Consider the following 17,310-nt stretch of genomic DNA (forward strand, 5'->3'; position numbering starts at 1 on the left):
GCGGAAAGGGGAGCGGCTCAGCGGCCGGTCTTGGGGGCGAACCAGCGGGCGATGAGACGGCCGAGCAGGTTGAGCGCCATGACGATGAGGATCAGCGCGAGCGCTGCGGCCCAGGCGCGGTCGATGAAGGCTTCGGCCGGGTTGCCCTGGTTCATGAACTGCGTGTACACGTACACGGGCAGCGACTGCATGCGGTCCGAGAAGAGGTCGTAGTTCATCGAGGCGGTGAACCCGGCGGTGATGAGCAGCGGCGCCGTCTCGCCGATGACGCGAGCGATGGAGAGCATGATGCCGGTGGTGATGCCCGCGATGGAGGTGGGCAGGACGACCTTGGTGATGGTGCGCCACTTCGGCACCCCCAGGGCGTACGAGGCTTCTCGCAGCTCGTTGGGCACGAGGCGGAGCATCTCCTCGCTCGAACGGACGACGACCGGGATCATCAGCACTGAGAGGGCTACCGCGCCGACGATGCCCATGCGCACGCCGGGGCCGAGGAAGAGCGCGAAGACCGCGTAGGCGAACAGGCCGGCGACGATCGAGGGGATGCCCGTCATGACGTCGACGAGGAAGGTGATGGTCTTCGCCACCCGCCCGCGTCCGTACTCGACGAGGTAGATCGACGTCATGAGGCCGAGCGGCACCGAGATGACCGAGGCCGCGAGCGTGATCAGCAGCGTGCCGATCATGGCGTGGAGCGCACCGCCGCCCTCGCCCGTGACGTTGCGCATGGAGGAGTTGAAGAACTCGGCGTCGAAGCGTGCGAGGCCGTTCGAGACCACGGTGATCGCGACCGAGACCAGCGGCACCATGGCGAGCAGGAACGCTCCGGAGACGATGGCCGTGATGAAGCGGTCCATGGCCTGGCGACTGCCCTCGACGGCGGCAGACATGATCGTGATCACGAGCACGTAGGCGATCGCACCGATGAGCACCGCGCCCACGATCGAGAACTCGCTGCCGGAAGACGCGGCGAGAAGGCCGAAGAGTGCGAACGCCGCGGCGAGGCAGCCGACGAGCACGAACCACGGCGTCGAGCGCGACAACCGGTTGCCGGCGAGCGAAGAACCTGCGCGGACGGGGCGGACGGTGATGGCCACGGAAGTGGTCCCCTCTTGTTTCGGTTCGGTCTGCTGGAGCATCAGTTGGCCGCCGAGAACTCGGCGCGGCGGCTCACGATCCAGCGAGCGAGCGCGTTCACCAGGAAGGTGACGATGAACAGGATGAGGCCGGTGGCGATGAGCACGTTGATGTTCTCCCCGTAGGCCTCCGGGAACGAGAGGGCGATGTTCGCCGCGATCGTCGAGGGGTTCTCGGAGGTGAGCAGCCGGAACGAGACGAGTCCGGTGGCCGAGAGCACCATCGCGACGGCCATCGTCTCACCGAGCGCTCGCCCGAGGCCGAGCATGGCGGCAGAGATGATGCCGGGGCGACCGAAGGGGAGCACCGCCATGCGGATCATCTCCCAGCGGGTCGCGCCGAGCGCCAGCGCGGCCTCCTCGTGCAGCACGGGCGCCTGCAGGAAGATCTCGCGGCAGATCGCCGTCATGATCGGGAGGATCATCACGGCGAGCACGAGCGCGGCCGTCAGGATGGTGCGACCGGTGCCGCTGACCGTGCCGCTGAAGAACGGGATCCACCCGAGGTACGTGTTGAGCCACTCGAAGATCGGGCGTGCCGCGGGCGCGAGCACGCCGATGCCCCACAGGCCGAATACGACGCTCGGCACTGCCGCGAGCAGATCCACGATGTAGCCGAGCACCTGCGCGAGCTGGCGAGGCGCGTAGTGGGAGATGAAGAGGGCGATGCCGATCGCCAGCGGGAGCGCGATCAGGAGGGCGAGAGCAGCGGCCCAGACCGTACCGAAGACGAGCGGACCGACGTACGACCAGAAGTTGCTGGTGAGCAGCGACGCGCTTTCATCGGTGGCGACGAAGGCGGGGATGCTCTGCACGATGAGGAAGATCGCGACGGCAGCGAGGGTGACGAGGATCATGCTGCCCGCGAAGACCGCGGAGCGCGAGAAGACGCGGTCGCCGATGCTGAGCACCGGCTTGGCGGGGGCGGAAGTGACGGTCACTGAGTCTCCGAGGTCTGGGAGGGAACTGCTGGGGGGATCACCTGGCGGCGATCGGAGGTGGGAGGGGCGCGACACGTCCGCGCCCCTCCCACCTCGAAGATCAGCTGATCGAGTCGATCGCGGTCTGCACCTGGCCGCGGAGATCTTCGGAGATCGGCGCGTTGCCGGCCGATTCCTGAGCCGCCGACTGGCCTTCTTCGCTCACGATGTAGCTGAAGTACGACTTCACGAGCTCGGCGTTCGCCGCATCCTCGTACTCGGCGCACCCGATGAGGTAGCTCACGAGCACGATCGGGTAGACGCCGTCCTCGGTCGAGGTGCGATCGAGCGTGATGGCGAGGTCGCCTTCGGTGCGGCCCTCCTCGAGCGACGAAGCGTCGACGATGGCTGCGGCGGCCTCGGGGGAGTACGGCACGTAATCCTCGCCGACCTTGATGTCGACGGTGCCGAGGTCGCCGGCCTGCGAAGCGTCGGCGTAACCGATGGTGCCGCTGCCGTTCTTCACCGCGCTGACGACACCCGAGGTGCCCTGCGCGCCTTCGCCGCCGAACTCGGTCGGCCAGGTCTCGATGGAACCGGCGGTCCAGTCATCGGCCGCTGCTGCCGCGAGGTACTCGGTGAAGTTGCCCGTGGTGCCGGAGTCGTCGGAGCGGTGCACGGCAGTGATGTTGCCCTCGGGCAGCTCGACGTCGGGGTTCTGGTCGGCGATGGCCGGGTCGTTCCAGCTGGTGATGGCGCCGGAGAAGATCTTCGCAACGGTCGGTGCGTCGAGCTTCAGCGAATCGACGCCCTCGACGTTGAAGATCACTGCGATCGGGGAGATGTAGGCGGGGAACTCGACGATGTCGCCGGTGGCGCAACCGTCGAAGGGGCCCGCCGAGATCTCTTCGGCCTTGAACGCTCGGTCGGAGCCCGCGAAGGCGCTCGCGCCCTGCTGGAAGGTCTCGCGGCCGGCGCCCGAGCCGGAGGGCTCGTAGTTCACCGTGACGTCGGGGTTCGCGGTCTGGAAGCCGGCGACCCAGACTTCCTGGGCCGAGCCCTGCGACGAGGCGCCGGCGCCGACGAGTTCGCCGGAGAGGCTCGAGGTTGCAGCCGAGTCATCGCTTCCGGAGGCGCTGCCGCCTTCGTTGGCGGCACAGGAGGTCAGCGTGAGTGCAGCAATACCGCCGATAGCGGCGATCTTGGCGAATGCGGAGAGCTTCACTTGAGATTGATCCAATCTGGAAACGGATGTGAGGTGATGGCCTCAAACGACCACAGCACCACGCTAAGCACCCTGCGTGACGCGGGGTCTGCCAGAGGGTGAACAACAGGTGAACTCACGCCGCCGGCATCCGCAGCCGTCGGACGGCTGCACCTGCTCCGCGGGGCCCTTCCGGCCATCCCGAGGCTTCGGGGTCAGTGCTTCAGCGGGTACGTCTCAACGGAGAGGATGCCCGCCTCTGGGTGCCGCCGCGACAGATGGAACACGGAGAACCCGGCGGTCGGCAGGGTGGTCGCTTCTTCCAGATAGGCGCCGGTGCGACCTCCGGTGGCGAGTGCGAGCTCGCGAGCGAGATCCGGCAGCACGGGTCGGTGGGTGCAGAGCAGCACGTTCTTGCCGCGGCTGACGATCGCGGCGATCAGTTCGCGCAGCCCCGCGAGTTCGCCCGCATCCCACGAGTCCTGGCTGATCGCGTCGGTGAGTCGCGCCGGTTTGCGCCGACGCTCGGCGAACGGTCTGACGGTCTCCACGCATCGCACAGCCGTCGACGTGTAGATGCGCCGAGGTCCGAATGCATCGAGGATCGGCACCAGGGCGGCGGCTTGAGCCTTCCCGAAGCCGGTCAACGGGCGGAGATGGTCTGGCTCACCGCTCTGAGCGCGCGGAAGTGCTTTCCCGTGGCGCAGCAGCGTCACGGAGAAGCTGTCGAGGTGATCGTGCTCGGCCAGTTTCAGGAAGACGTCGAAGAGCTCCTGATCGGCGGAATAGGTGAGCCGCCCGCGCACCTCGTCGATGGGCACCCACTCAATCGCATCGACCTCGCCGTTCGGCTGAAACGCGGCTTCGAGCGCACGCTTCCTCGGGACCTGGACGGCCCAGTACTGCACCGTCTTCCGACGGTTGCCACTGAGACCGTAGTGGATCGTGCCGAGATGCTGATCGAGCCGCACCTTCAGCCCCGTCTCCTCGCGAGTCTCGCGCACCGCGGCCTGCGGCAGGCTCTCGCCTGGTTCGAGCTTGCCCTTCGGAAACGAGATGTCTCGCCGTTTCGGTCGGTGGATGACGAGCACGAGCACCTGCTCGCTCCCGTCAGGGCGGGCATCGCGGGTCCAGCAGACGGTTCCGGCGGCGAAGACCTCCTCCGTCACCGCGATCTCCGCGCACGGCGCGCCTCGGTGCGATCCTCCATGACCAGATCCTGCAGATCGGGGAGCACTTCGCCGGCCTCGTTCGTCACGCTCCGATGCCAGCTGCCATCCGGCAGCATGCGCCACGACGAGACATCGTCGCTGAAGGCGAAGTCGAAGAAGCGGGAGATGCGCTCGAGGTGTTCGCGCTCATCGAGGCGCACGAGCACCTCGATGCGACGGTCGAGGTTGCGGTGCATGAGGTCGGCGCTGCCGATGAACACTTCGCGCTCTCCGCCGTTCTCGAACGAGTAGATGCGCGAGTGCTCGAGGTAGCGGCCCAGCACGGACCGGACGCGAATCGTCTCGGAGAGGCCCGGCACTTCGGCGCGGATCGAGCAGATGCCGCGCATCCACACGTCGATCGGCACACCGGCCTGACTCGCGCGGTAGAGCGCGTCGATGATGGTCTCGTCGACCATCGAGTTGCCTTTGAGCCGAATGCCGCTCGGGCGGCCGGCGCGTGCATGCTCCGCCTCCCGCTCGATGCGTTCGAGGAGTCCGCTGCGCAGCTGCAGCGGGGCGACGAGGAGGCGGTCGTAGTCCGTCTCGATGGCGTAGCCGGACAATACGTTGAAGAGCTTCGTGACGTCGCGTCCCACCTCGGGAGACGATGTGAACAGCCCGAAGTCCTCATAGATGCGACTGGTCTTCGGATTGTAGTTGCCGGTCCCGATATGACAGTAGTGCGCGAGGCGACCGCCTTCTTCGCGGATCACGTGGACGAGCTTGCAGTGCGTCTTCAATCCGACGAGCCCGTATACGACGTGCACCCCGGCCTGCTCGAGCTTGCGGGCCCACGTGATGTTCGCCTCTTCGTCGAACCGCGCCTTCACCTCGACGAGCGCGAGCACCTGCTTGCCGGCTTCCGCGGCCTTGATGAGCGACGCCACGATGGGGCTGTCGCCGGAGGTGCGATACAGCGTCTGCTTGATGGCGAGCACATCGGGATCGGTCGCGGCCTGTTCGACGAACGCCTGCACGCTCGTGGCGAACGACTCGTAGGGGTGGTGCACGAGCACCTCGCGCCGAGCGATGGCGGCGAACGTGTCGAGCTTGTCGCTCGGAGCTCCGACGCGGAACTGTGGGTGGGTGACCGGGATGTGCGGCTTGAACTTCAGGTCGGGCCGCGCCACCCGCGTGAGGGCGAACAGGCCGCTGAGATCGAGCGGTGCCGGAAGGGTGTAGACCTGCTGCTCGTCGATGTCGAATTCGCGCACGAGCAGTTCGAGCGTCGCCTCATCCATGTCATCCGAGATCTCCAGGCGGATGGGTGGGCCGAAGCGGCGGCGCAGCAGCTCCTTCTCGAGCGCCTGAATCAGATTCTCGGTCTCGTCCTCTTCGATCTCGACGTCTTCATTGCGCGTCACGCGGAAGACGTGGTGGTCGATGACCTCCATGCCGGGGAAGAGGCCGCCGAGCTGATTCGCGATGAGCTCTTCGAGCGGGATGAAGCGCACGTTGTCGACGCTCTCTCGACCGTCGACGCGGACGTAGCGCGGGATCATCTGCGGCACCTTGAGGCGCGCGAACTCGATCTTGTCGGTGTTCGGGTTGCGCACCCGGATCGACAGGTTGAGGGCGCGGCCGGAGATGTAGGGGAATGGGTGCGCCGGGTCGACGGCGAGCGGCATGAGCACGGGGTAGATCCGCTGCTCGTAGTAGTCGGTGAGGATCTCGCGATCCGCGTCATCGAGCTCATCCCAGTCGACGATGTTGATTCCGGACTCGGCGAGCGCGGGCTGCACGTGACCGCGGAAGCACTCGGCGTGCCGCAACTGCAACTCGTAGGCGCGTCGGTTGATGTTCGCGAGCACGTCGGTCGGAGCGCGTCCCACGTTCGTCGGAACCGCGAGGCCGGTGATGATGCGCCGTCGCAGGCCGGCGACGCGCACCATGAAGAACTCGTCCAGGTTCGCGGCGAAGATCGCGAGGAAGTTCGCCCGCTCGAGCACCGGCGTCGACGGGTCCTCTGCGAGCTCGAGCACGCGCTGGTTGAAGTCGAGCCAGCTCAGCTCGCGGTCGATGTACCGGTCTGCTGGGAGTTCGACCCGGACATCGGAGGGGTCGCGCGGTTCGTCGTTCATGGATCCATTGTGGCACCAGGGGAGGCCGGTGAGGCCGTTCTCCACTGGCGACTGCGTGAATCGATGGTGAACCCCGCGCGTTCGTACATGCGCACGGCGCGATCGTTGTCGCCGTCGACGTACAGCGAGACCCGCTGCGGCCGGTGTTGCGCCATGCGAGCGAGTGTCGCGTCGAGGAGCAGGCCCCCGAGTCCCTGCCCGGCGAACTCCGGGCGCACTCCGACGGCGTAGAGCTCCGTCTCGACCTCGGGATCACGGAGCGTCTTGATCCACGTCGATCCCGCGGCCTCGCCGGTGCCGTCGATGAGGAGCAGCAGATCTTCCGGGTCGAACCACTCTTCGGCCCGCATCAAGGCGAAGTCCGATTCGGTGACGCGCCCCTGCTCGGGGTGCGTCGCGAAGGCTGCGGCGTTCGCCCGCACCCACCTGCCGGCGTCGTCGGGTCGCTCGGGGTCGAATGGGCGCAGCTCGAACCCGTCTGGCAGGTCGAGTGCGACCGCGTCCGAACCGGGCTGCGGGAGCAGCGCGGGATCGAGGGCCATGCGATAGAGCGAGCGCACCGGGGTGAAGCCGGCGCGGCGCAGGAGGGCCTCGGCGGCCGGATTCTCGCCGTGCGCCCAAGCGAGCGCCTCGGCGTCGACGCGATGCAGCAGTTCGGCGAGGGCCGCAGTGCCGACTCCGTTCCCACGCGCCGTCGGGAGCACGACGAGATCGACCTCGCCCTGGCCGACGACGCCGACGGCCACGGGATCCGCGTTCGCATCGCCCCGGAACAGGAGCAGCGATCGCTCGCCCTGCGCCGCGGCGAGCAGCGCCTGATCGGAGACGGGCGACGCTCCATCGTGCTGATGCGCCTCGGCGATGATGCGCCGGGCGAGCTCGAAGTCGGACGGGCGGGTTGCGGCGTACGACTCGAGATGCGTCATTCCGTCTCTTCCTCCTCGATACGGGCCCGTGCGAAGCCGTAGCCGACCCCGCGCACCGTACTGATCAGACCCTCGTGTTCGCCCAGCTTCGCACGGAGACGTCGCACGTGCACGTCGACGGTGCGCGTGCCGCCGAAGTAGTCGGTGCCCCACACCTCGCTCAGCAGCTGCTCGCGCGTGAACACTCGACCCGGGTTGCCCGCGAGGAAGTGCAGCAACTCGAACTCCTTGTAGGTGAGGTCGAGCGGACGGCCGAAGAGCCGAGCGGTGAAGTTCGATTCGTCGATGACGACTCCGGCGGCGTGCACGGCGGCCGGCTGCGCGGCAGCCCTGGGACGCTCGAGCAGTCGCAGCCGGAGCTCGATCTCGACGGGGCTCGCGGTCGGCAGGAGCAGCTCCTGCACGCCCCAATCCGAGGTCAGCGCCGTGAGCGCCACCTCGGGGAGGATGACCACGCGCGGCGTCTCGCTCCCGTCGACCATGCTGAGGCACGCGCTGCGTGCACGGCGGGCGTCGAGCGTGCCGTCGATGAGCACGGCATCGAATCGATCCGCCATGGTCTCCGGAACTCGGAGGGAGAGCGGCGAGGTGCGCACATCGTGCGGGAGGAGGTCGAGCCCGGGGAGTGAATCAGCCGGATCGCGATCTGAGAGGCAGAGGAGTTGCATCTACCCGTCCTTCCTCGTCTCGTGGCCTGCACCAAATAGTACTGTGCGGCCTGTTTCGCCCCCGTTTCGCGAGTGTTTCGAGCTCGCCGGGCTGTTTCGCGGCGTGTGGAAGAATGGCGCAATGACCGAGATGCCCCCCGAGACCGCGGAGATGCCCGATGCGCACTCCTGGCACGTACCGCGGCTGATCCTCGCGTGGGCGGCGGCGGCCGTCATGGGCACGCTCGTCACCCTGCTCACCGCGCCAGAAGAACGCTTCTCGTGGCTCGTGCTCGCGGTGGGAGTCTCCGCGCTCGTGACGTTCGCACTGCAACTCGGCACCGCGCAGCGCGAAGGCTTCATCACGCGTGTCTCGTTCAGCGTGGCAGGTTCGGTGGCCATCATCGCGATCATCGACGTAGTCGGACTCGTCCTCTAACCGAGAAGTCGCACAGGCGATGTAGACTGTCGTCATGCTTCTCGCGCTCGAACTCTTCTACCTCGGCCTGCTCGGCCTGGCCTCACTCGCGATCGCCTGGGTGTCGGGCACGGTCATCTACAAGCTCTTCAAGGGACAGCGCTGAGCGTTCTCGAGAGCGACGCCGAGGGGCGCGGAGTCGACGTGACGCCGTTCTCCGAGCTGCCGGGGCGCGTTGCATCGGACGAGGGCGTGGCGTCGCACTACGGCGAGCCGCTGCTCGAGCAGCGAGCGCTGGAAGCGGGCGGCGCAATCGTCGACCTCTCGCATCACGGCATTGTCGTCGTATCGGGGGCGGATCGACTGAGTTGGCTGCACTCCATGACGAGTCAGCATCTGCTCGCGCTCCGACCGGGCGAGAGCACCGAGACGCTTCTGCTCGACCCGAACGGGCGAATCGAGCGCGCCGTGCGCGTCGTCGATGACGGTGAGCGGACGTGGCTGCTGGTCGACGCCGGCTCAGCGGCCCCCCTTGCCGCGTTCCTCACGCGAATGCGCTTCGCATTGCGCGTCGAGGTGGAGGACCGCAGCGAGAAGTACGCGACGGTGCTCGCCTTCGAGGGCGACGCACGCGACGCCCTGCACGGCCTCGGACCTGCGGTCGAGTGGCGAGACCCCTGGTCCGCGGTGGCACGCGGAGGCGTGCAGTACGCCCGGGACGATGCGGAGCACGCGGGTGCGCACTGGTCGGCCACCCACTTCGTCTTCGAACGCGAACGCCTCGCATCCGTGGTCGACCTCGTGACCCGCGGTGCCGTGCGCGCAGCGGGCGTGCTCGCACTCGATGCGCTCGAGGTGCGAGCGTGGCGACCCTCGCAGGCGGGGGACGTCGATGAACGCACGATTCCGCACGAGCTCGATTGGTTGCGCACCGCCGTCCACCTCACGAAGGGCTGCTACCGCGGTCAGGAGACCGTGGCGAAAGTGCACAACCTGGGGCATCCGCCCCGTCGTCTCGCGTTGCTCCACCTCGACGGCACCGGCGGTGAGCTGCCGGTGGCCGGAGCGCTCGTGTTCGCCGGGCCGGGTTCGGCCAACGAGCCGGGGGCACGGCCGGTCGGCCGCGTCACGCGCGCCGCGCTGCACCACGAGTGGGGCGGCATCGCTCTCGCACTGCTCAAGCGATCCGTCGCCGAAGACGTCGCACTCGAAGTCCGCGGCGGCCCGGAGGGCGCCGACCCGCAGGCCGCGCCGGGCGACCCGATCGCCGCAACGCAGGAGGTTATCGTTCCGTCGAGCGCCGGCGCTGCACGCTCGGTGCCGCGGTTGAAACGTCTATGAGCCGCGCGGCGGGGAGCGGTGGTCTCCCCATAGACTGGTGAGCATGACGAATACGTTGATCCTGCTCCGTCACGGGCAGAGCGAGTGGAACCAGAAGAACCTGTTCACCGGCTGGGTCGATGTGCGGCTCACCGACCAGGGGCGCGCCGAGGCGAAGCGCGGAGGCGAGCTGCTCGCCGAGGCAGGGCTGCTCCCCGATGTGCTGCACACCTCGCTGCTGAGCCGCGCGATTCAGACGGCTCACCTCGCACTCGACAGCGCCGATCGGCTCTGGGTCCCGGTTCGTCGTTCGTGGCGTCTCAACGAGCGGCATTACGGCGCCCTGCAGGGCCTCGACAAGGCTGAGACGCTGGAGAAGTACGGCGAGGAGCAGTTCATGGAGTGGCGGCGTTCGTTCGACACCCCGCCCCCCGCGCTCGACGACGCGAGCGAGTGGTCGCAGGCCGACGATCCGCGCTATGCCGACATCGACGGTGAGCGACCGAGGACCGAGTGCCTCGCCGACGTGATCGATCGCATGCTGCCCTACTGGGAGCAGAGCATTCTGCCCGACCTGAACGCCGGCAAGACGGTGCTCGTCACCGCGCACGGCAATTCACTCCGCGCACTCGTGAAGCACCTCGACGGGATCTCGGACACCGACATCGCCGGGGTGAACATCCCGACGGGTATGCCGCTCATCTACAACATCAACGCGGATGGGACGCCGAACGGCGCGGGACGCTACCTCGACCCGGAAGCCGCTGCAGCCGGAGCGGCAGCCGTCGCCGCGCAGGGCAAGGGCGCCTGATCACCCACTCAAGCTACGAGTAAGGGCCCCTCCTGTCGGAGGGGCCCTTACTCGTCAAGCCGAAGCGCGCTGTGCGAACCGAGAATCAATCCTCGTCGTCATCGTCCGCGTTGTACTTACTGGCATATTCCGCCCAAGGGTCTTCCTCTCGCACTCGAGACGCCTCTGCAGCCTCAGCCGCTGAGAGTTCCTGTTGCAGCGCAGAGTAGTTCGTGTCGGGGCTGAAATACTTCAGCTCCCTGGCGACCTTGGTGTGCTTTGCCTTCTGACGGCCGCGCCCCATGCGTGACCCCCTTACACAGTCGGGCCCCGCGAGATGTGATCCCCGAGGCAGATACCAGTTCATAGACGTATGGTGCAGATTCTAGCATGATGAACCTGCGCGACGAACGCAGCGCGTTAGCATGTGGACATGTCTTCGACGCGCGTCCGCCCCTCCAGAATCGTGCTCGTCGCGCTCCTGATCGTGGCCGCTCTGGTGCTGGTCGCAGTCGTCGCCGTGACCGCGCCCATCCTGCTCCATCGCAGTGCAGGGGGCTCCGGTCAGGAGATTCCCGCGGACATCGTGCCCGAGACGTCCGCGCGTGGCGCGGATGGGCGAGTGAGAACGCTGAGCGCCTTCGACGAGAACGGGCCGGCGAAGCTCGACGCGGTGAAGCCGGGTGAAGCGATCCGGATCGAGGGCTCCGGCTTCGATGCCGGTATCGGCATATACGTCGCGGTCTGCGCGATTCCCGAGGTGACCGGTGAGAAACCAGGACCCTGCCTCGGAGGGATACCGGAGGGCGCCGAGACCGGTGACGTGGACGACTCCCAGCTGACGAGCGCATGGGTGACGAACGACTGGGCCTGGCGCAATTTCGCGACGCACCGGTACGCGGATGCAACCGCGGGCGACTTCTCGGTGATGCTCACCATGCCCGAAGCGTCGGGAGAAGGCCTCGACTGCCGGGAGACGCGATGCGCGATCGCGACGCGCGCCGACCACACTGCCGCCGCGGATCGCGTGCAGGACCTCCTGCTCCCGATCGCCTACGAGTGAGGCGATCCCTCCCGCTGCAGGGGAGACGGGGCGTGCGGGGGGCGCGTGCGACGCGTCCGCGATCCGGTCGGCGGCTAGTGGGAGATACCGGCAAGGGGCGCGATCACGAGGGTCGCCATCGCGTAGATGGCGAGGCCGGCGAGCGAGCCGACCACGGTGCCGTTGATGCGGATGAACTGCAGATCCTTGCCGACCTGGAGCTCGATCTTCTCCGCCGCCTCCCGTGCATCCCACCGCTGCACGGTCTCTGAGATGACGTTGGCGAGGTCGTGCCGGTACGTGCGCACGAGACGCTCGACGACTTCCATCACCCAGACGTCGATCTTGTACTGCAGCGTCGCATCCTCCTGCAGCTTGAGCCCGAAGTCCTGCGCAGCGCGCACCATGCGAGTGCGCAGATCGCTCTCGGCGTCTTCGAGCATCTCGACGATGGCGGCGCGAGCGGTCTGCCACGTGCTCTGCGCGAGCGCCCTGATGCGCGGGCTGTCGAAGACGCCGTGCTTGAACGCTTCGAGCTGCCCCTGCAAGCGCTCCTGCGACTGCAGGTCTCCCGCGAGGTCGGACAGGAACTTGCTCATGGCGATGCGGAAGGGATGATCGCGCTCGGCGGCGACGCTCTGCACGAAGCGAACGGTCTCGGTGTGCAGACGGTGGTCGACGAAGCGGTCGACGATGCCCGGCATCCACGACGGCAGCCGCGACGAGACGACGCGGTCGAACGCGTCCGGATGCTCCACGAGCCACCCTTCGAGGCGCTCGGCGGCGATGTCGAGCAGCGCCTCGTGGTGGCCTCCGGCGACGAAGGATTCCGCCGCTCGCCCGAGCAGCGGGCTCCATTCGGGATCGATGACGTGGCGACGCACGAGCACCTCGAGAAGCTCCTGCACATCGTCGTCATCGAGCACCGCGAGCGCGCCGAGGCTCGCAGTCGCCACCATGGCGCTCACCCGCTCGGCGTTCTGACGTTCCACGAGCCATTCACCGGCCCGCCGCGCTCCGCTGATCTGGGAGAGCTTGTCGTGCACGACGTCCTCGGCGAGGAAGTTCTCCTCGACGAAGGAGCCGAGCCCCTCGCCGATGTCGTCCTTCTTCTGCGAGATGAGATTGGTGTGCGGGATCTTGATCCCGAGAGGATGCCGGAACAGTGCGGTGACGGCGAACCAATCGGCAAGGGCGCCGACCATTCCTCCTTCGCTCGCGGCGCGGACGAAGCCCCAACCGGGGAAGCGCGACTGCAAGATGAATGAGACCACGAAGAGCACCGCCATCGCGATGAGCAGGCCGACGGCGATGGCCTGCATGCGTCTCAATTCGGCGAGGCGCTGGAAGTCGACGGGGGATACGGCACCGAGCGTTCGGCGGGTGCGGGGCTGCGGCATTCCAGTATTATCTCCCCTCCGGCGCGCGAGAGGCCACACCGGTGCCGCATCGGGAGCGGGTGCTGCATGGGATAATCAAGCCCATGCACCTCCTTACGGCGCTGAGCCTCAAGAACCGCGCGCTGATCGCGCTCGTCACGATCGTCGCAGCCGTGTTCGGGGTGATCGGAGCCGGATCGCTCAAGCAAGAACTCATGCCGTCGGTGCAGTTCCCGACCATCGCGGTGGTGACGAGCTACCCGGGCGCTTCTCCTGAGGTCGTCAACAACGACGTCTCGATGCCGATCGAGACCGCCTTGCGCGGAGTGCCGCAGCTCGAGACCTCTTCGGCGACGTCGAGCACGGGGACGTCGACGGTGCTCGCAGAGTTCACCTATGGCGTCGATCTCGCCTCGACGGAGCAGAAGGTCGAGCGGGCGATCAGCCGCATCTCCCAGGTGCTCCCGGAAGCCGCGGACACGCAAGTGCTCTCCGGCACCATCGATGACTTCCCCGTGATCCAGATCGCGGTGACTCCCGCCGAAGGGGAGGACCTGCAGTCGACCGCGGCACTGGTCGAGCGCACCGCGATCCCCGACCTCTCAGACCTCGACGGCGTTCGCGACGCGCAGCTGAGCGGCGCACGACCCGAGCGGGTCACGATCCAGCCGAATCTCGAAGCCCTCGCGGCACAGGGTCTGAGCCCGCAGTCCATCACCGACACGCTGCAGCAGAGCGGCGTGCTGATCGCTGCAGGATCGGTGACCGAGGGGGATCGAACCCTCGCCGTGCAAGCGGGCACCGAGCTCGAATCGGCCGATGAGATCGCCGCGCTCCCCATAGCGCTGGGCGCCGAGCAGCTGGCTGCGCAGCAGCAGGCTCCGCAATCCCCCGGTCAGCTCGACGGCGAGGCAGCGGCGCCCGCCGCGCCGGTGACGATCGGCGCGGTCGCCGACGTCCGTCTCGAGCCCGGGCCGGAGCAGAGCATCTCGCGAGTGGACGGCGCGCCGGCGCTGACGATCGGCGTCACGAAGACCTCTGCGGCGAATACGGTGGACGTCTCGCACGCCGTGCAGGAGAAGCTCGATGAGCTGCAGGATCAGCTCGGCGGCGCGAAGCTGACCGTGATCTTCGATCAGGCGCCGTACGTCGAGCAGTCGATCGAGACACTCACCACAGAAGGCCTGCTGGGGCTCGTCTTCGCGGTGCTCGTGATCCTCGTCTTCCTGATGTCGATCCGAGCGACGCTCGTGACGGCGATCTCGATTCCGACCTCGGTGCTGCTCACCTTCGTTGGCCTGAACTTCGCCGATTACACGCTCAATCTGCTCACGCTGGGCGCCTTGACGATCTCGATCGGTCGCGTCGTCGACGATTCGATCGTCGTGATCGAGAACATCAAGCGCCACCTCGCCGATGGAGGGGAGCGGTCGGCGGTGATCATCGGCGCCGTGCGAGAGGTGGCTGGAGCGATCACGGCGTCGACCGTGACGACCGTCGCCGTCTTCCTGCCGATGGCCTTCGTCGCGGGAATGGTGGGCGAGCTCTTCCGGCCGTTCGCATTCACGGTGACGATCGCTCTGGTCGCGTCGTTGCTCGTGTCGCTCACGATCGTGCCGGTGCTCGCCTACTGGTTCCTGCGCACGGGCCCGTCGCGGCGTCGACGCGGGTTCGTCACCGCCGGGAGCGGCGTCGACACCGGCGCGGGTGCCGTCGTCGACGAGCAGCCGCGCAGCTCCGGTGCGGAGATCGATGCGCACCCGACGGCGTTGCAGCGTCGGTACCGACCCATCATCGAGTGGACCCTGCGTCGCCCGGCGATCACGCTGCTCATCGCGGTCGTCGTGTTCGCCGGGACGATCGCCGCGAGCCCGTTCATGAAGACGAGCTTCCTCGGATCCGACGAGCAGAACTCGGTCGGGCTCGTGCAGAACCTCGCGCCAGGCACCAGTCTCGAGGCGCAGCTCGCACAGGCGGAGGACGTCGAGCAGGCGTTGAACGAGGTCTCCGCGATCGAGAGCGTGCAGGTGACGATCGGCAGCGCAGGCGGAGCCGGAGCGCTGTTCGGCGGCGGCGGCGGCGATGGCGCCGTGAACTACGCGATCACGACTGACCCGGACGCCGACCAGGCTCGCGTGCAAGACGACATCCGCGCCGCCGTGGACCAGCTCGAGGGCGCCGGGGAGTTCTCGCTGGGGCAGTCAGGAGGAGGCGTGACCTCGTCCAGTGCGATCGAGGTCGACGTCACGGCCCCGGATCAGGAGACCCTGGCCGAAGCGAGTGACGCAGTCGTCGCCGCACTGCAGGACGAGAGCAGTCTGCAGCAGGTCGAGAGCGACCTGGGTGCATCGCGCGAGTTCCTCCGCATCGCGGTCGACCGCACGCTCGCGGCGCAGGCCGGCCTTACCGAGGCGGGCGTCGCCGGCCAGGTCGCGCAGCAGATGCAGCCCGCTCAGATCGGTACGATCACGATGGACGCCGACACCGTTTCGGTGTACCTCGCGAACGCTGTGGCGCCGACGGATCCGGCAGGCGTCGCCGCGCTCACGATCCAGACCGCGACCGGCCCGCAGTCGCTGAGCAGCCTCGCCCTCGTGGAGGTCGCGGACGGGCCGGTGACCGTGCGCACGGAGGACGGCGTGCGATCCGTCACCGTATCGGCGTTGCCGAAGGGCGACGACCTCGGCACGGCGAGCGCCGAGGTCACTGCCGCGCTCGAGACCCTCGAACTTCCCGCGGGTGCGAGCGCGAGCGTCGGAGGCGTGCTCTCGCAGCAGGCCGATGCCTTCCAGCAGCTCGGACTCGCGCTGCTAGCCGCCATCCTCATCGTGTACGTGGTGATGGTCGCGACCTTCCGCAGCCTGCTGCAACCGCTGCTGCTCCTGATCTCCGTGCCCTTCGCTGCGACGGGGGCTATCCTGCTGCTCATCGTCACCGGCATCCCGCTGGGCGTCGCGTCGCTGATCGGTGTGCTCATGCTCATCGGCATCGTCGTGACGAACGCGATCGTGCTCATCGACCTCGTGAATCAGTATCGAATGCGCGGAGACGCCCTCCGCGATGCCGTGCTGCACGGATCCCTGCAGCGACTCCGCCCGATCGTGATGACGGCGCTCGCCACGATCCTCGCGCTCACCCCGATGGCGCTCGGCATCACCGGAAAGGGCGGCTTCATCTCCCAGCCGCTCGCGGTCGTGGTGATCGGCGGTCTGCTCTCCTCGACCGTGTTGACGCTCGTCGTGCTCCCGACGCTGTACTACCTCGTGGAACGCCGCCGCGAGCGCGGGCCCCGTCGCGGCGGCCCGTCGAATCGCCGTCGAGGCCCGGCGCTCGGCCCCGTCCCGGCTGCGGCGCTCGCTGGTGCGGGTGGAGCGGCCGGTGCGGCTGCGGTGGCCGGTGCGGCTGCGGTGACCGGTGCGGGCGCGGCGACCGGAGGCGTTGCCGCACACACGTCGCATGCCGACCACGGTGAGGGTCGCCTCGAAGACGCCCTCGACGTCGAGCCTGCCGACGACGACGACGCGACATCGGTGCCGGGCATCGATCCCGTCATCGCCCCGCCCGAGCCGGTTCCCGCGGTATCGCGCGACAGCGACACCGCGTACCCGGAGCAGGCGCTGGTCGTGCCTGACGAGACCCCCGCCCACGGAATCGCAGAGTCGCCGGGACTCCTGCCCGAGGCAGTGCCCGCCGCCGAACATGCAGCGGGACGCACCGCAGATCTCTCTGAGGAGACCCCGTCGGATTCCGAAGACGCTCCCGTCACCATCGAGCCGGCGACCGTGAACGAGCCGATGGGGCCGTCCACGCAGCAGATGTCGCTCGATCTGGATCGACTCGGCTTCACCGGGGATGACAACCCGCTGACCGATCTCGGAGCGGTCGACGGGGCGGATCACGCGTCCTCCTCGCCGCCCGCGCCCGACGTTCCCCCCGTGAGCCGGCTCTTCGCGGCCGACGCCGCTCGCGATCCGGCGGTCGAGAGCCTCACCGACGCGTCACCCGTTTCGGACGTATCGACAGGCTCCGACGACGAGGTCGAGGCGGAGGCGGAGATCGAGACGGATGTGGAGCCGAGCGAACCGGCGCCCCCGATTACGGGAGAGCTCGACTGGGAGCAGCTCATGTGGCAGGCGACGCAGGAGGTCGACGAAGCGGAGCCCGCCACTGACGCCACCGAGACCGACGGACGGGATCCCCGCCCGCGCACCGACCCGGGGGAGACCCGCTAAC

At 68.0% G+C, this 17,310-nt stretch carries 14 protein-coding genes; 5 read left to right on the plus strand and 9 right to left on the minus strand.

Annotated features, from left to right (window positions below):
- Nucleotides 1-17: 17 nt before the first annotated feature.
- From pstA to JSQ98_RS13865, 7 genes are all read right to left on the minus strand, one after another.
- Complete coding sequence (pstA, locus tag JSQ98_RS13835) at nucleotides 18-1,139, minus strand: phosphate ABC transporter permease PstA (RefSeq protein WP_090146937.1); 1,122 nt, start codon at nucleotides 1,137-1,139, stop codon at nucleotides 18-20.
- Nucleotides 1,139-2,077 carry a phosphate ABC transporter permease subunit PstC gene (gene pstC, locus JSQ98_RS13840; RefSeq protein ID WP_211650192.1) on the minus strand — a complete coding sequence of 313 codons (939 nt, stop codon included), beginning with the start codon at nucleotides 2,075-2,077 and terminating at the stop codon, nucleotides 1,139-1,141. The genes pstA and pstC overlap by 1 nt, the downstream gene beginning before the upstream one ends.
- Before the next feature lie 100 nt (nucleotides 2,078-2,177).
- Nucleotides 2,178-3,281 carry a phosphate ABC transporter substrate-binding protein PstS gene (gene pstS, locus JSQ98_RS13845; RefSeq protein ID WP_090146941.1) on the minus strand — a complete coding sequence of 368 codons (1,104 nt, stop codon included), beginning with the start codon at nucleotides 3,279-3,281 and terminating at the stop codon, nucleotides 2,178-2,180.
- 194 nt (nucleotides 3,282-3,475) lie between these two features.
- Nucleotides 3,476-4,429: an NUDIX hydrolase gene (locus JSQ98_RS13850; protein ID WP_211650193.1), complete on the minus strand. Its 954-nt coding sequence runs from the start codon at nucleotides 4,427-4,429 to the stop codon at nucleotides 3,476-3,478.
- Complete coding sequence (locus tag JSQ98_RS13855; protein ID WP_090146946.1) at nucleotides 4,426-6,555, minus strand: RNA degradosome polyphosphate kinase; 2,130 nt, start codon at nucleotides 6,553-6,555, stop codon at nucleotides 4,426-4,428. The genes JSQ98_RS13850 and JSQ98_RS13855 overlap by 4 nt, the downstream gene beginning before the upstream one ends.
- Entirely contained in the window at nucleotides 6,552-7,481 is a 930-nt protein-coding gene (gene mshD / locus JSQ98_RS13860; RefSeq protein ID WP_211650194.1) for a mycothiol synthase, read from the minus strand. Before mshD ends, JSQ98_RS13855 begins: the two co-directional genes overlap by 4 nt.
- Nucleotides 7,478-8,149, minus strand: a complete 672-nt coding sequence (locus JSQ98_RS13865; protein ID WP_211650195.1) for a winged helix-turn-helix domain-containing protein — start codon at nucleotides 8,147-8,149, stop codon at nucleotides 7,478-7,480. The genes mshD and JSQ98_RS13865 overlap by 4 nt, the downstream gene beginning before the upstream one ends.
- A gap of 121 nt (nucleotides 8,150-8,270) precedes the next feature.
- On the opposite strand from JSQ98_RS13865, the gene JSQ98_RS13870 reads away from it, so the two are divergent.
- The 3 genes from JSQ98_RS13870 (at nucleotide 8,271) to JSQ98_RS13880 (ending at nucleotide 10,677) form a co-directional block, all read left to right on the plus strand.
- Nucleotides 8,271-8,567, plus strand: a complete 297-nt coding sequence (locus JSQ98_RS13870) for a hypothetical protein (protein ID WP_211650196.1) — start codon at nucleotides 8,271-8,273, stop codon at nucleotides 8,565-8,567.
- A gap of 183 nt (nucleotides 8,568-8,750) precedes the next feature.
- Nucleotides 8,751-9,887, plus strand: coding sequence for a CAF17-like 4Fe-4S cluster assembly/insertion protein YgfZ (gene ygfZ / locus JSQ98_RS13875; RefSeq protein WP_211650197.1), 1,137 nt, complete (start codon nucleotides 8,751-8,753; stop codon nucleotides 9,885-9,887).
- A 43-nt stretch (nucleotides 9,888-9,930) separates the two neighbouring features.
- The gene (locus JSQ98_RS13880) at nucleotides 9,931-10,677 is read left to right on the plus strand and encodes a phosphoglyceromutase (protein ID WP_249290842.1); all 747 of its coding nucleotides are present in this window, start codon (nucleotides 9,931-9,933) and stop codon (nucleotides 10,675-10,677) included.
- An 85-nt stretch (nucleotides 10,678-10,762) separates the two neighbouring features.
- On the opposite strand, the gene JSQ98_RS13885 is transcribed toward JSQ98_RS13880, so the two are convergent.
- A complete protein-coding gene (locus JSQ98_RS13885; protein WP_090146959.1) occupies nucleotides 10,763-10,960 on the minus strand; it encodes a DUF3073 domain-containing protein in 198 nt (65 codons plus the stop codon).
- 129 nt (nucleotides 10,961-11,089) lie between these two features.
- On the opposite strand from JSQ98_RS13885, the gene JSQ98_RS13890 reads away from it, so the two are divergent.
- A complete protein-coding gene (locus JSQ98_RS13890; RefSeq protein WP_211650199.1) occupies nucleotides 11,090-11,719 on the plus strand; it encodes a hypothetical protein in 630 nt (209 codons plus the stop codon).
- 74 nt (nucleotides 11,720-11,793) lie between these two features.
- Here JSQ98_RS13890 and JSQ98_RS13895 read toward each other — a convergent pair whose 3' ends face one another.
- Nucleotides 11,794-13,098 (minus strand): DUF445 domain-containing protein, encoded by a 1,305-nt coding sequence (locus JSQ98_RS13895; RefSeq protein ID WP_211650201.1) that lies wholly within the window; start codon nucleotides 13,096-13,098, stop codon nucleotides 11,794-11,796.
- Between the two features lie 83 nt (nucleotides 13,099-13,181).
- On the opposite strand from JSQ98_RS13895, the gene JSQ98_RS13900 reads away from it, so the two are divergent.
- The gene (locus tag JSQ98_RS13900; protein WP_211650203.1) at nucleotides 13,182-17,309 is read left to right on the plus strand and encodes an efflux RND transporter permease subunit; all 4,128 of its coding nucleotides are present in this window, start codon (nucleotides 13,182-13,184) and stop codon (nucleotides 17,307-17,309) included.
- The last annotated feature ends 1 nt before the right edge of the window (nucleotide 17,310 follow it).

The organism is Leucobacter manosquensis, assembly GCF_018304845.1.
GTDB lineage: Bacteria > Actinomycetota > Actinomycetes > Actinomycetales > Microbacteriaceae > Leucobacter > Leucobacter alluvii.

Excerpts from the sequence above, each read along its gene's own strand:
- JSQ98_RS13865 (WP_211650195.1), bottom strand. The coding sequence starts at position 8,149 with ATGCAACTCCTCTGCCTCTCAGATCGCGATCCGGCTGATTCACTCCCC.
- JSQ98_RS13870 (WP_211650196.1), top strand. The coding sequence starts at position 8,271 with ATGACCGAGATGCCCCCCGAGACCGCGGAGATGCCCGATGCGCACTCC.
- JSQ98_RS13890 (WP_211650199.1), top strand. The coding sequence starts at position 11,090 with ATGTCTTCGACGCGCGTCCGCCCCTCCAGAATCGTGCTCGTCGCGCTC.
- JSQ98_RS13855 (WP_090146946.1), bottom strand. The coding sequence starts at position 6,555 with ATGAACGACGAACCGCGCGACCCCTCCGATGTCCGGGTCGAACTCCCA.
- JSQ98_RS13885 (WP_090146959.1), bottom strand. The coding sequence starts at position 10,960 with ATGGGGCGCGGCCGTCAGAAGGCAAAGCACACCAAGGTCGCCAGGGAG.
- JSQ98_RS13895 (WP_211650201.1), bottom strand. The coding sequence starts at position 13,098 with ATGCCGCAGCCCCGCACCCGCCGAACGCTCGGTGCCGTATCCCCCGTC.
- JSQ98_RS13880 (WP_249290842.1), top strand. The coding sequence starts at position 9,931 with ATGACGAATACGTTGATCCTGCTCCGTCACGGGCAGAGCGAGTGGAAC.
- JSQ98_RS13900 (WP_211650203.1), top strand. The coding sequence starts at position 13,182 with ATGCACCTCCTTACGGCGCTGAGCCTCAAGAACCGCGCGCTGATCGCG.
- pstA (WP_090146937.1), bottom strand. The coding sequence starts at position 1,139 with ATGCTCCAGCAGACCGAACCGAAACAAGAGGGGACCACTTCCGTGGCC.
- mshD (WP_211650194.1), bottom strand. The coding sequence starts at position 7,481 with ATGACGCATCTCGAGTCGTACGCCGCAACCCGCCCGTCCGACTTCGAG.